The sequence below is a fragment of the Oceanimonas sp. MB9 genome, assembly GCF_011319775.1.
GTDB lineage: Bacteria > Pseudomonadota > Gammaproteobacteria > Enterobacterales > Aeromonadaceae > Oceanimonas > Oceanimonas doudoroffii.
This window is the reverse complement of the sequence record NZ_VFBE01000009.1, coordinates 608237-621325: the sequence shown is the minus strand read 5'-3', so window position 1 is coordinate 621325 and position 13089 is coordinate 608237. Positions and strand designations below refer to the sequence as shown.

Here is a 13089-nt window from a genome sequence, read left to right as displayed (position 1 = left end):
TTTTAATTCACCTTATGCGATAGACAGGGCTACCCCGCCAATGCCGGGGAACACCGCCCGAATATCGGCGCCGGGCTCGATAAACTTCATGCCGGTCCAGCTGCCGGTGGTGATCAGATCGCCAGGCTGAAGCCCCTGGTTGCGCGCCACCAGATGATTGACCGCCCAGGTCAGCAGCATGGTGGGGTCGCCCAGGGGATGACCGCCGCTTTTGTCCGCCAGCACCTCGCCGTTCACGGTCAGCTGCACCGGCTGCAGCGCCAGATCCCGGTCCTGCCAGTCTTCAATGCCGCTGCCCACCACCAGGCCGCCGCTGATCTGGTTGTCGGCCAGTCGCCACAGGGCACTGGTTTGCTGCCATTCTCGCAGCCGGGTATCCACCAGCTCCAGGGTCACGCACAGCTCGCCCAGCGCCGCGCGCACTTCCTGCCCGTTGTAGGCCTGGGCACGCACCGGCAGGGCCTGGGTGACTCGAAAGGCCAGCTCCGCCTCGATACCAATCATGTGAAAATCGGCGCCATTAAGGCTCACGCCGCTGTCATACACCTTCTGGGGCGGAATGGGCGCACTGTAGGGTTCGGTATCCCGGTTGGGGGACCCCACCTTCCAGCAGTGCGTGCGCTCGGCCGGCCACAGGTGGCGGGCCACGCCATCCTGAATGGCGTAGGCCTGCTGCACGGTTTGCGGCCCCTCACCGGCCTCGAACTGGGTCCCGCTCTCGTAAGCGGCCAGCACCCGTGCCACCGCCTGCTGAATCTGTTGTTGCTGTTGTACTTGTTGTTCCATGGTGCTCATCCTGTTATTTGGTTTCTGCCAGCGCCGGCCATTGCCAGCCCCGTCCACTTTCCCGTTCATAGTCCGCCGCCAGCCGCAGCAGCAGCTCATCCTGGCTCATTCCGGCCACCAGCTGAAAGCCGATGGGCAGGCCAGCCGCCGAGGGCGCCGCCGGCAAATTGATGGCCGGATGGCCGCAGGCATTGACCCAGCCGGTATAAATGGCGTGACCCCGGGGGCCCACCGGCCGGCCGTCAATCTCGCCCGGATAAGGTTGCTCCGCCGGCCAGGGCAGGGCCGCCGCCGAGGGCGTGACGATGATGTCAATATCAACAAAGGCCTCGGCCACGGTACGGCGAAAGCGGCGAATGCCGTCCAGGCCACACAGATAATCGGAGGCCGACAGTTGCCTGCCCTGCCCGGCCATATCGCGAAAACGCCCGGCGGCCTCGGGCTCGGCTTCGGGAAAGGCACGGAAAATGGCCGCCACCGCCGCGGCACCCAGCATGGGCCAGAACTTGTCCACCGGCTCAAGGGAAAACGGCAGCTCACCCCGGGTCACTTGATGGCCCTGGCGCGCAAACACCGCCAGCGCCTGCTCCACGTTCCCGGCAATCTCGGCATGCAAGGGCTGGTCACCAAAACGGGGCACATAGTGAATGCGAAGCTTGCCGGCCGGTGCCTCGGGACGAGTGCGCCAGGACGCTGGGTCCCGCACATCGGGGCCACTGATAATGCGATACAGGGCTTCGGCATCAGCGGCACTGCGGGCCAGCGGCCCCACTACTTCAAAGTCGAGCATCACCTGAGGCAGGCTGCCGACCCGGGCCACGGCACCGATGGAAGGCTTGAGCCCCACCAGGCCGGTATGAGACGCCGGCCGGCGAATGGAGCCGCCGCCGTCAGTGCCCAGCGCCAGTGGCCCCAGGCCGGCGGCCAGGGCCGCCACCGCGCCGCCGCTGGAGCCGCCGGGGGTCAGCGCCGGGTTCCAGGGGTTACGGGTCACGCCGAACAGGGGGTTGTCGGTATAGCCTTCCAGGGTGAACTCGGGCACGTTAGTCTTGCCCAGGATCACCAGCCCGGCGGCCCGGCAGCGGGACACCGCCAGCTCGTCTTCGCTAGCGATATTGCCGGCCAGGGCCCGGTTACCCCAGGTAGTGGCCAGCCCTTGCGTGTTGAGGTGATCCTTGACCGTCAGCGGCACACCATCCAACGGGCTCAGGGGCCGGCCCTCGGCCCAGCGCGCGGTGGCGGCGGCCGCCTCCTCAGCGGCCGCCGGGTTAAAAGTGATAAATGCATTAAGCTCAGGGTTGAGCCGGGCGATACGCTCGCCCAGCGCCTCGACCACCGCCAGCGGGGTCAGGGTGCCGGCGGCATAAGCCGCCGCCAGCTCAAGGGCGCCGAGGCGCCAGCTTTGGGTTACATCAGGTTGGGCAGCCACAGGGCAATCTCCGGGAACATCATCAGACTGAAGGTGAACAGCATCATGATCAGGATGAACGGCACCACGCCCCACATCACATCGCTGATATTGCCGCCGTCCTTGCGCACACTCTGCACCACAAACAGGTTCATGCCCACCGGCGGCGTGATCAGCGCCAGCTCGCACATCAGTACCACAAACACGCCGTACCAGATGGGATCCACACCCAGGGCGGTCACGATGGGATAGGTGATGGGAATGGTCAGCACCTGCATGGACAGCACGTCCATAAACATGCCCAGGGCCAGGTAGAACAGAATGAGAATGAGCAGCAAACCGGTCACACTGAGGCCAAAGGAAGTCACCCAGGCGGTCAGTTCATCCACCACCCCGGTCAGGCTGATGGTCAGGTTAAGTACGAAGGCGGCGGTGATGATAAGCAAAATCATGCCGGTAATGCGCGCGGTCTGTACAAAGCATTCCTGCAGGAAGGTCAGCGACAGCTTGCCGGAGCACCAGGCAAACCAGAGTGCGGTCATCACCCCCAGGGCGGCCGACTCGGTGGCGGTGGCCAGGCCGCTGTAGATGCTGCCCATGACGATGCCGAACACCACCGCCGGCGGGATCAGGTGGCGGGACAGGCGCAGCTTTTCGGGCAGGCTCAGCTTTTCTTCCCGCACACTGCCCTGACCCCGGCTGGCAAAGGCGATATACACCATGAACAGTAGACTCAGCATGACACCGGGAATAAGACCCGCCATAAACAGCTTGCCGATGGAGTTGTTGGTGAGCGAGCCGTAGATCAGCATGTTGACGCTGGGCGGAATAAGGATCCCCAGGGTGCCGCCGGCGGCCAGACTGCCCAGGGACTGGCGCATGCAGTACTTGCGCTCCTGCAGCGACGGCAGCGCTACCGTGCCGATGGTGGCGGCGGTGGCCACCGAGGAGCCGGAGGTGGCGGCAAACAGCGCACAGGAGCCGATGTTGGTGTGCAGCAGACCACCTGGCAACCGGCCCAACCAGGCCGCCATGGACAGAAACATCTTGTCGGCAATTCCACTGCGCAGCAGCAGCTCGCCCAGCAGAATGAACAGCGGAATAGCGGTCAGCAGCGCCTCGTTGTGCACGCTCCAGACGACGGCACCGATAGAGTCCATAAAGGTCCAATCGAACACCATGATGCCACCAATCACCCCAATCAGGGCCATGGCCACGGCGATGGGAACGCCCAGCAACAACATGCCGAGCATGGCGAAAAAGCCGATAAAAACCGTGGTTACAGTCATTACGCACCCTCCCCGGCCAGCTTCTGTGCCGCGGTCGCTTGATCCTGTTGCTGCTGGCGCTGGGCAAAATCTTCCAGCTCTTCCTTCAGCTCTTCACTCACCCCCTTGGGGTTGAATTCATTGTTCAGTGTCTGGTGCCGGCCAGCAGCCAACAGCCAGCTGGCGCGCAGGCCATAGCCCAGGGCCACCAGGGCAAATACCGCCAGGCCCGCCATCCACACGCTCTGCGGATAAATCAGCGGGGTCGCCCAGGGCGTCTGGGAGGTGCTGCCGTAGTCCAGGGTTTCCAGCACCACATTCACGCACACCCACACCATAAACAGGCCCAGGCCGCACATGAACAGGGCGGAAAGCCAATTCAGCACGCTCTGCAGACCTTTGGGCAACCGCTCGTGAAAAATGTCGATGCGCATGTGCGCCCGTCCGAACAGGGCGATGGTGAACGCCAGGGTGGCGCCTACCGCCAGGGCGTAACCGCTCAGCTCATCGACCCCCTGCAGGGATATCTTGAAAAACTTGCGCAGCAGGGTCTCTACCGCTATCAACAGCGACAACAGCAGAAACATGCCGCCAAAGGCCATGCTGGCCATTTGCTCTATGCGCTTCATGTCAACGTCTCCTTGTCACCGGCGCCAGGGCAGCCATCACCCTGTTGCCGGACGTGGGACCGGCGAGGCCCATATCGCCAACCGATCCACTTGAAATCTCATCAGACAACAACGCCGGCACAGGCCGGCGTTGTTAAGGGTTACAGGTCCACGATATCCGCCAGGTCCCGTTTCCAGTTGGCGGAACATTGCGCATTGGACTTGTCGCACTGCTCGGCCCAGGTCGGGTAAGACACCTGAGTCACGGTATTGGCCACGGTGGCCAGGTCGGCCTCGTTCACCGGTACTTCCACCAGGTTGAAGGACTTGCCGGTGTCACAGGGCTGCTCACCCACGTTACAGCGGCTGGCATCCAGGAACAGCTCTTCGGAGTAGCGCCAGATTTCCTCGTTCAGCTCGTCAAAGGCGGCCTGCAGGGTCTGCTGCTGCCGTTCGTCCAGCTTGTTCCAGGCCTTGAGGTTGATGCCATAGCCGTTCAGCGCCAACTGGAAGCCCAGGGGCAGCATGTGGGTGGTCACTTCCGGCCAGCCGGCGGAATTGGCCGAGCTGGGACCGGTAATGGCACACTCAATCATGCCCAGCGCCAGACTCTGGTGTACGTCGCCAAAGGCCACCGGCACCGGCACGCCGCCCACGGACTCCACAAACTGGGCCAGGTTCTGGTCATACACCCGCACCTTCAGGCCCTTGACGTCTTCCAGGCTGTTGATGGGGTGGTTACAGAACAGCACCTGAGGGCCAAAGGGCCAGACCCCCAGCAGTTTGGTGTTGAAGCGCTCCTGCAGACGCTGATCCACCGTGTCCTTGTAGGCGGCCACCACCTTGCGGCCCTGCTCGAAGTTAGGGTTCAGGCCGACCAGATCCAGACCCAGAATGGTGGGCTCGTCCCGGGATACCTGGGACATACGCAATGAAATAAGATCGAACAGGCCGGACTTCAGTACCCTGAGCTGCTCCACGTCCTTGATGCCGGTCGTGTCCAAGGGCTTGTAGTTGACCTTGATCGGCAGACCGGTGTTTTCGGCCAGGTTTTCAAAAAATGGCTGCTCCTTGTTTTTCTGAATAAGGCCGGTGGCCAGCGGTTGCCCGATGACCTTGAGGCTGATGGTCTCGGCCAGGGCCGGTGTGGATGCCAGGACACTGCCCAGCAGGGTAGCGGTGATCAGTTTTCTCATGATGAGACTCTCCTTCCTTGAATATGCCCAATGGCATGAGTAAGTGGCCCGCTCATGCGGGCCACCGCAATCACTTAGTGGTCGGCAAGAAAACGCATGGCGGCCTGAACGCCACCCGGGCTGTGGGGCACGCCCGCCGCCATCAGCCCCATCTCGACGCCGGCCAGAGTACCGAGCAGGGTGAGGTCATTGATGTCGCCCAGATGACCGATGCGGAACACCCGGCCCTTGAGCTTGCCCAGGCCGGCGCCCAGGGACATGTCGAAGCGCTCCAGAATGACCTTGCGCAGGGCGTCGGCGTCCTGACCTTCCGGCAGCAGCACGGTGGTCAGCACCGGGCTGTATTCCTCGGGGTTCAGACACAGCACTTCCAGGCCCCAGGCCTGCACCGCCCGGCGGGTGGCTTCGGCATGGCGCTGGTGACGGGCAAAGACGTTTTCCAGGCCTTCTTCCTCCAGCATGGCGATGGCTTCCTTCAGGCCATAGAGCAGGGTGGTGGCCGGCGTGTAGGGAAAATAACCGCTGGCGTTGCCCGCCAGCATGGAGGCCCAGTCCCAGTAGGACTTTGGCAGTCTGGCCTGTTTGCTGCGGGCCAGGGCCTTGTCGCTCAGGGCGTTGAAACTGATGCCCGGCGGCAGCATCAGGCCCTTCTGGGAGCCGGACACGGTGACGTCCACTCCCCATTCATCGTGCTTGTATTCGGCAGAAGCCAGCCCGGAGATGGTGTCGACCATCAACAGCGCCGGGTGACCGGTGCCGTCAATGGCCTGGCGAATATCGGCAATGCGGCTGGTGACGCCGGTGGAGGTTTCGTTGTGCACCACGCACACCGCCTGAATGTGATGGTCGCCGTCCCGGCTGAGGCGCTCGGCAATGGCTTCCGGGCTGGCACCGTGGCGCCAGTCACCGGGCAGAAACTCCACGTCCAGACCCAGGCGGGTGGCCAGCTCGTGCCAGAGGGTGGCAAACTGGCCGGTTTCACACATCAGCACTCGGTCCCCCGGGCTCAGGGTATTGACCAGGGCCGCTTCCCAGGCGCCGGTACCGGAAGCGGGATAAATCACCACCGGGCTGTCGGTCTGGAAAATGCGCTTGATGCCGGCCAGCACGGTGCGGCCCAGCTCGCCGAACTCCGGCCCGCGGTGATCGATCACCGGTTGCGCCATGGCGCGCACCAGACGCTCCGGCACCGGTGACGGACCCGGGATCTGCAAAAAATGACGCCCGCTTTGGTATGACATATTCACTCCTTGAACTGCTCGGTTAATGGGCGGCCGGCCCGCTCCTGAGCCGGCCTGCCCGACATCGTCCCTGACGCTCAGCGGCGTACCTTGGGTTTGGCCATGTCCGGCTTGCCGCAGGGCAGAAAGCGGCCGTCACCGGCCTGGCCCAGCACCTCGCCATCGCGCCACACCACTTTGCCCCGGCTCAGGGTCAGCACCGGCCAGCCGGTGACCACCCGGCCCTCGTAGGGGGTGTAATCCACGTCGTGGTGCAGCAGCTCGTTCTGAATGACCACCTCACGCTTGGGATCCCAGATGGCAATGTCCGCATCGGCGCCCACGGCGATGCTGCCCTTTTGCGGATACAGGCCGTAGATCTTGGCCGGGTTGGTGGCGGTCAGCTCGACAAAACGGTTGAGGGTAATGCGGCCCTTGTTGACCCCTTCCGAGAACAACAGCGGCAGCCGGGTTTCCAGGCCGGGAATGCCGTTGGGAATGTAGGGAAAGTCCACTTCTTCGCCATTCGGCTTCTTGCCCTGGGGGTCTTCGTAGCGAAACGGCGCATGGTCGGACGAGAAAATGGTAAACAAGCCGTCTTCCAGACCGTCCCAGATCACCTGCTGGTTGGCCTGGTCCCGGGGCGGCGGGCTACACACGCACTTGGCGCCTTCGTAGCCGTCCAGGCCCAGGTCTTCGGCGGTGAGGAACAGGTACTGGGGGCAGGTTTCAGCATAAATGCTGATGCCCTTACTGCGGGCCCAGCGAATTTGCTCCACCGCCTCTTCACCGGACACATGTACGATCAGAATGGGCACATCCACCAGCTCGGACAGGGCAATGGCCCGATGAGTGGCTTCCCGCTCCACCAGCATGGGGCGGGAAGCGGCATGGTATATGGGGGCGGTATGACCGGCACCGATCAGGCGCTTGGTCAGCCAGCCGATGCAGTCGGCGTTTTCGGCGTGGATCATGGCCATGGCACCTTCGTCCCGGGCCAGGGCCAGCACATCGAGGATTTGACCGTCGTTGAGCTTGAGGTCGTCGTAGGTCATGTAAATCTTGAAGGAGGTACAGCCCTGGCGAATCAGCGCCGGCAGCTCTTCCTTGAGCACTTTCTCGGTGGGGTCGCTGACGATCAGGTGAAAGGCGTAATCCACCACCGCCCTGCCCTCGGCGCGGCGATGATAATCCTCTACCGCCGCCTTCAGCGACTGACCCTTTTCCTGGGCGGCAAAGGGCATCACCGTGGTGGTGCCGCCGCAAGCGGCGGAGCGAGTGCCGGTGTAAAAGTCATCGGCCATGCGCAGCCCGTCGGGCATCGGCTGATCCAGGTGGCAGTGAGCATCCACGCCGCCCGGCAGCACCAGCTTGCCGCTGGCATCGATTTCTTCCCGGCCCGGGCCCAGGTTCAGGCCCAGGGCCACAATGCGGCCGTCCCTGATACCGACATCGCAGTCGGTTACGTCGGCGGCGGTGGCGATGCGGCCGTTTCGAATCACCAGATCAAACTCGTACATGGGTCACTCCTTGATGTTGTTCTCTTCCACTAAATTGAATTCATAATTATATATTTGTAATTAATCATTGCTTTTGGGTACTTTCAAACCACCAACCACAGTAATGTGAACGGGATCGCACAAACTAAACAAATAATTAACAATCGAGTGTGGAGTGAAAAACTGGCACGCTCTAAAAGAAAATAATCATCGAACAGGCCCGGTTCGCCTCACATGACACCACCAGGCGATGGCTCACAGGCGGCACGACAACAGCCGGGAAACCGGCTGGAGGGAATGGAAAGAGATAAGGAAGAAAGAAACGGCGTGAAGAAGCAATCAGAACATCATGAAGTGGGGCCTGAAGGGAATGATTAGCCCGCTTTGTGCTGTTTTTGCTCCAGCTCCTGCACCAGCAGATCGCCGGTATGCATGACATGCTCGGCCAGGATCCGCCCAGCCCTGTCGCCGTCACCGGCCTTGAGGGCATCCAGCAAGGCCCTGTGTTCGGCCACGGACTCGTCCCAGCGGTGGTGAAAGCCAATGGCCAGGTAACGGCCGCGGCTGACCTTGTTCATCAGCTGATGATGCAACTGGATCAAGGTCTCGTTGCCGGCCAGCTCGATGATCAGCCGGTGAATATGCTGGTTGATTTCAAAATACTGCTGCTTGTCCTGAGCCTGATGGTAGCCTTCCAGCTGTTGCTGCAGCCGGGTCAGTTGCTCCAGTTCGGCCTGGGTAGCGCGGCTGGCGGTGAGCTCGGCGGCACGACGCTCCAGGGAGCAGATGATCTCGAAGTGCTCGCGGATTTCCTCCGGCGTGATCACCGCCACCCGGGCACCCCGGTTGGGCTCTATGGTAACAATGCCTTCGGAGTTGAGCACCTTCAGGGCTTCCCGCAGCGGGGTGCGGGAGATATCGAGCTGCTTGCACAGTGCCGGCTCATTGATGCGCTCCCCTTCCTTCAGCTCTCCCTCAATGATCATGGTACGCACGCAGTCGGCCACTTCCTCATGCAGCGAGCGTCGTCGCAGGGAATTACTGCCGAGATGATTAACACTGCCTGCCATATCGTGCTCCTGTTATATGTTTGTTAGTAATCAGTTACCTTAATCCGTTGCCGGCCAAAACGGTATGGCAGAGGCGGACAAGGGTGATCCCGATCGAATTATGAATAAGAAATCACTGTGGCGGTCTGCCCGACCGGACTGATGCCGGCCGGGCAGACCGCCCTTACTTATGAATTATATAATATATAATTACGGCTTAACCGAAAATAAAGAGCCCCACCCCTGGATCTGGCTTGGATCGGCATCGGCCAGCAACATGCCCTTCCACACACCGGTGGAGACGGTGTCGTAGATGGGCAGTCCCAGTTCCTGTTCCAGCCGCGCCGCCACCCGAGCGCCACGCAGGTTGGTACAGAAAATGGTGATGGCGTCGCACCGACCCTCGGCGGCCACGGCGCGCACCATTTGCTCGATGGTGTCCTCGCTCACCTCGGAGAAGGAAAAGTTGCCCTTGTCATTGAGGTGACGCTCGGCAACACAGCCAAAGCCGGCATCGGCATAGGTGGCCACCACCTTTTTCTGCACCTCGTGCAGATAAGGGGTCACCAGGCCGAAGCGCTTGACACCGGTCAGTGCAAACAGCTCGTTCAGCGCCAGCACCGAGGTGGTGGCCGGAATGCCGGTGGCGTCGGTAATGGCCTTACACAGGATCTCGTCATCCTGAAAGCCACGCCAGCCGGAAGAGGTGCCACTCCAGGTGATGGACTGCACCTTGGCATCGGCCAGCAGCCGGGATGCCTGCAGGAAAGGCTCGTTGTCGAACTGGCTCAGGGCCTGGTCGGTCAGGGAGATCTCGGTCACCTTGAGGCGGCCAAAGTGGGCGCTGACACCGTTAACGCCATGCAGAATGTCGCCGGTTACCGGCTCCAGAGTGGTGTTAGAGGAAGGGGTCAATACGCCCAGCAGAGTACGATTGGTCATGGTTAGCTCCTTACTTGTCATTATGTTTCATTCAGTTATCAGTAACCCAGGGCGTGCGGCAGGGCCGTCACTACCTCGGGGAAAATCCAGCACAACGCCAGCACCAGGTATTGCAGGGCAATAAAGGGCCAGACGTAACGCAATAGTTGAGACATGGGTATTTTGGCGATGCCGCACATCACGAACAGCAACACCCCGACCGGCGGCGTCATCATGCCGATCACCAGGTTGAACACGAACAGAAAACCGAAATACAGCGGGTCGATACCGTAGGCCAGCGCGATGGGCGCAAACAGCGGCACCAGCATGATGTAGGCGGCGTTCGATTCCAGGAACATACCCACCACCAGCAACATCGCCATTACCAACGCCAGGAACACCTGCGGGTTGTCGGTAATGCTCTGAATGAGCTCAGACAGGCGCATCGGAATGAGATCGATGGTGAACAGGAAAGTCAGCGGCGTCGCAAAGGCGATCAGCGCACCCACCACCGCCGAGGTCAGGGCAGCACGGAACATACAGCCGGGCAGATCGGCCCAGGACAGCTTGCGGGTGACCCATTTACCGATGATAAAGGCATACACCACGGCGATGGCCGCCCCTTCGGTGGCGGTAAACACCCCGCCGACAATGCCGCCAATCACGATCACCGGCATCAGCATGATGGCCCCGGCCCGTTTGGTCTGCACCAGCAGGTTCTTCAGGCTGAAGGGTTCACCCGTGGGCGGATAGCCCTTGCGGTGTGCAATCCAGCTCGACAGCACCATCATGCCTACCACCAGCAGCACACCGGGCACCACACCCGCCATGAACAGGCCACCCACGGAGACCGAGGAGCCGGCCATCAGGGCGTAGACAATCATGGCCGCGCTGGGCGGAATGATGGGGCCCAGGTTTGACGCCGAGGCCACCACCGCCGAACCAAAGCCCGCGTCGTAGTGCTTTTTCATCGCCGGCATCATGGTGGTACCCAGGGCACTGGCGCCCGCCACCGCGGCACCGGTGACCGACGCCAGGCCCAGACCGGACAGCAGGGTGACGTGCGCCAGACCGCCCTTGACCCGGCCGACGAAGGCATTGGCAAAGTCGATGGTGCGTTGCATCACCTGGCCGCCCACCATCAGCTCACCCGCCAGCATGAACAGCGGAATCGCCATCAGCGGAAAGGAATTGACCGCGTGCATCATGCGCTGGGGCAGCACCGACAGTTCAATGCCGCTCCAGGCCAGTCCACCCAGGGCTGCCAGCCCCAGGGAAAAGGCCAGGGGCATGCCCAGCAGGGCCAGCACCAGGAACAGGATAATCGCCAGTGTGGTCATGCGGCTTCCTCCTTGTCAGCCCAGACATGAGCGCCTTGCCAGGCCATGAACAACAGATGCAGCAGGCCATGGCCACAGCTCAGCATCACCGGAATGTAGAACACCGAGGCACTGACCGGAATGGTCGGCATCAGCTCACCCCAACCGTCGATGGCCACCAGTACCGCCTGGTAACACACCACCACCATCAAGAGTCCGCTAACCAGCATCATCAGCCGGCTAAGCCCTTCCTGCAGACGGGGATACAGCTTGTTGGTCAGCACATCGATGCCCACATGAACGCCATGCTTGAGGCCGTGGGGAATGGCCAGAAACACCGCCCAGACAAAGGCCAGACGCGACATTTCGTCGGCCCAGTCGATGGATTCGGCCAGCAGATAACGACAGAACACCTGAGCCGAGACCAGCAATACCATCACCGCCATGCAGACGCAGATGGTATAGCGGGAGGCTGCATCCAGCCTCAGCAGGTACCGGCGGACCAGCGCCGCCGGTGTAGGCAGAGGCCCGGCTCCGTTCAGCATGTGCGGCTGCTCGGAATGACCGGTTGTCATGACTTGGCGTCCTCCAGTACGGCGTTCACCAGCTCATCACCGAGGCGTTCTTTCAGCTCGTCGATAATGCCCGCGGTCTTCTCCTGCATTTGCTGGTGCAGTTCGAGGCTGACGCTGTTGAATTTCATGCCCGCCCCCACCAGTTGCTCCCGGGATTGCAAGTCTTCCTCGGCGGCCTTTTCACGCTGCCATGTCACTGCCTTGGCCATGGCGTCGCGTACCGCCTGCTGCTCGCCGTCGGAGAGCTTGTCAAAACGGCGCTTGTTGGCCACCACTACGATAAAGTCAAAGAAATGGCCAGTGTCGGTGACGTACTGCTGCACCTCCTGATAGTTGTTCTTGCGAATAATGCTGAAGGGGTTTTCCTGACCATCGATAACCTGCTGCTGCAGGGCGGAGTAGACCTCATTGATGCCCATGGAGGTGGGGCTGGCACCGAGGGCGCGGAAGGTCTTGAGGTGGGTTTCGTTGGGCTGCAGCCGAATCTTGAGGCCATCGAAGTCGTCAATAGACTCAATGGGGCGCACGCTGTTGGTGACATGACGCGGACCCAGCTCCATAAAGCCCAGGGCCACAAAGCCTTTGTCGGCCAGCTTGTCGTTAAGCAGCTCCCCTACCCGGCCGTCGATCACCCTGAAGGCGGTTTCCCTGTCCTTGAATACAAAGGGCAGGCTCACCGCTTCCAGCTCGGGCACGGTGCGGGACAGGAAGGACACGCCCAGCCAGGTCATGCTGAGCACGCCGGAGCGCACCTGATCCACATTTTCCGAGGCGCCGCCCAGTTGCATGGCCGGAAACAGGTTGACCTCAAGAGCACCGCCTGTGGTGGTTTCCACTTCCTTCTTGAAGACTTCCATGGCCAGGGTACTGGAGTGATCCACGGCAAAGTTGCCGGCCACCCGCAGGGTTTCGGCCTGAACCGAGGCGGTGGCCAGTGTGGCTCCCAACGAGATTGTTAACAAACTCTTTTTAAAGAAGCTGCCAAAAGCGTGTACATTGTTTCCCATTACCTTCTCCTTGGTTATGACGTCGCCCACGTCATTATGAATTCATAATTATATATACATTCCATTAACAAGACGGGCAACAGCATCAGGAAATAAAAAGCCTGCCCCCATGTTCAGAAAAGAATCAACCCGCTGAAAAAATGAATCTTTTTCTTATGGGGCGAATGTTCAACGGTTAACGAAGTGTGATCACGATCGTCCCGAGGCGTATCCTTTTCCCACGCCGAGGCCAG

12 protein-coding genes are annotated in these 13089 nt (G+C 61.3%); all 12 read right to left on the bottom strand.

All coding sequences use genetic code 11. The annotated features are described in order from the left end of the window. Positions 1-12: 12 nt before the first annotated feature. Positions 13-786 (bottom strand): 2-keto-4-pentenoate hydratase, encoded by a 774-nt coding sequence (locus OJHNALOF_RS14240; RefSeq protein WP_165662430.1) that lies wholly within the window; start codon positions 784-786, stop codon positions 13-15. A 13-nt stretch (positions 787-799) separates the two neighbouring features. Next, on the bottom strand, positions 800-2215 hold the full coding sequence (locus OJHNALOF_RS14235) for an amidase (protein WP_165662429.1): 1416 nt from the start codon (positions 2213-2215) through the stop codon (positions 800-802). Then, positions 2194-3483: a TRAP transporter large permease gene (locus tag OJHNALOF_RS14230; protein ID WP_165662428.1), complete on the bottom strand. Its 1290-nt coding sequence runs from the start codon at positions 3481-3483 to the stop codon at positions 2194-2196. The genes OJHNALOF_RS14235 and OJHNALOF_RS14230 overlap by 22 nt, the downstream gene beginning before the upstream one ends. Beyond that, positions 3483-4091, bottom strand: a complete 609-nt coding sequence (locus tag OJHNALOF_RS14225; protein WP_165662427.1) for a TRAP transporter small permease subunit — start codon at positions 4089-4091, stop codon at positions 3483-3485. Before OJHNALOF_RS14225 ends, OJHNALOF_RS14230 begins: the two co-directional genes overlap by 1 nt. Before the next feature lie 140 nt (positions 4092-4231). Then, positions 4232-5266 (bottom strand): TRAP transporter substrate-binding protein, encoded by a 1035-nt coding sequence (locus OJHNALOF_RS14220; protein WP_165662426.1) that lies wholly within the window; start codon positions 5264-5266, stop codon positions 4232-4234. Positions 5267-5340: 74 nt separating this feature from the next. Further along, a complete protein-coding gene (locus OJHNALOF_RS14215) occupies positions 5341-6507 on the bottom strand; it encodes an alanine--glyoxylate aminotransferase family protein (protein ID WP_165662425.1) in 1167 nt (388 codons plus the stop codon). Positions 6508-6584: 77 nt separating this feature from the next. Further along, the gene (gene hydA, locus OJHNALOF_RS14210) at positions 6585-8006 is read right to left on the bottom strand and encodes a dihydropyrimidinase (protein WP_165662424.1); all 1422 of its coding nucleotides are present in this window, start codon (positions 8004-8006) and stop codon (positions 6585-6587) included. A 353-nt stretch (positions 8007-8359) separates the two neighbouring features. Next, positions 8360-9055 carry a GntR family transcriptional regulator gene (locus OJHNALOF_RS14205; RefSeq protein ID WP_165662423.1) on the bottom strand — a complete coding sequence of 232 codons (696 nt, stop codon included), beginning with the start codon at positions 9053-9055 and terminating at the stop codon, positions 8360-8362. Between the two features lie 189 nt (positions 9056-9244). Then, entirely contained in the window at positions 9245-9976 is a 732-nt protein-coding gene (locus OJHNALOF_RS14200; protein WP_165662422.1) for an aspartate/glutamate racemase family protein, read from the bottom strand. A gap of 38 nt (positions 9977-10014) precedes the next feature. Further along, complete coding sequence (locus tag OJHNALOF_RS14195; RefSeq protein WP_165662421.1) at positions 10015-11295, bottom strand: TRAP transporter large permease; 1281 nt, start codon at positions 11293-11295, stop codon at positions 10015-10017. Next, entirely contained in the window at positions 11292-11849 is a 558-nt protein-coding gene (locus OJHNALOF_RS14190; RefSeq protein ID WP_165662420.1) for a TRAP transporter small permease, read from the bottom strand. The genes OJHNALOF_RS14195 and OJHNALOF_RS14190 overlap by 4 nt, the downstream gene beginning before the upstream one ends. After that, entirely contained in the window at positions 11846-12856 is a 1011-nt protein-coding gene (locus OJHNALOF_RS14185) for a TRAP transporter substrate-binding protein (RefSeq protein WP_165662419.1), read from the bottom strand. The genes OJHNALOF_RS14190 and OJHNALOF_RS14185 overlap by 4 nt, the downstream gene beginning before the upstream one ends. Positions 12857-13089: the final 233 nt, after the last annotated feature.

What these genes read in the sequence shown, in the direction of transcription:
- hydA (WP_165662424.1), bottom strand. Translation starts at nt 8,006, where the DNA reads ATGTACGAGTTTGATCTGGTGATTCGAAACGGCCGCATCGCCACCGCC.
- OJHNALOF_RS14190 (WP_165662420.1), bottom strand. Translation starts at nt 11,849, where the DNA reads ATGACAACCGGTCATTCCGAGCAGCCGCACATGCTGAACGGAGCCGGG.
- OJHNALOF_RS14220 (WP_165662426.1), bottom strand. Translation starts at nt 5,266, where the DNA reads ATGAGAAAACTGATCACCGCTACCCTGCTGGGCAGTGTCCTGGCATCC.
- OJHNALOF_RS14200 (WP_165662422.1), bottom strand. Translation starts at nt 9,976, where the DNA reads ATGACCAATCGTACTCTGCTGGGCGTATTGACCCCTTCCTCTAACACC.
- OJHNALOF_RS14205 (WP_165662423.1), bottom strand. Translation starts at nt 9,055, where the DNA reads ATGGCAGGCAGTGTTAATCATCTCGGCAGTAATTCCCTGCGACGACGC.
- OJHNALOF_RS14215 (WP_165662425.1), bottom strand. Translation starts at nt 6,507, where the DNA reads ATGTCATACCAAAGCGGGCGTCATTTTTTGCAGATCCCGGGTCCGTCA.
- OJHNALOF_RS14225 (WP_165662427.1), bottom strand. Translation starts at nt 4,091, where the DNA reads ATGAAGCGCATAGAGCAAATGGCCAGCATGGCCTTTGGCGGCATGTTT.
- OJHNALOF_RS14240 (WP_165662430.1), bottom strand. Translation starts at nt 786, where the DNA reads ATGGAACAACAAGTACAACAGCAACAACAGATTCAGCAGGCGGTGGCA.
- OJHNALOF_RS14195 (WP_165662421.1), bottom strand. Translation starts at nt 11,295, where the DNA reads ATGACCACACTGGCGATTATCCTGTTCCTGGTGCTGGCCCTGCTGGGC.
- OJHNALOF_RS14185 (WP_165662419.1), bottom strand. Translation starts at nt 12,856, where the DNA reads ATGGGAAACAATGTACACGCTTTTGGCAGCTTCTTTAAAAAGAGTTTG.
- OJHNALOF_RS14230 (WP_165662428.1), bottom strand. Translation starts at nt 3,483, where the DNA reads ATGACTGTAACCACGGTTTTTATCGGCTTTTTCGCCATGCTCGGCATG.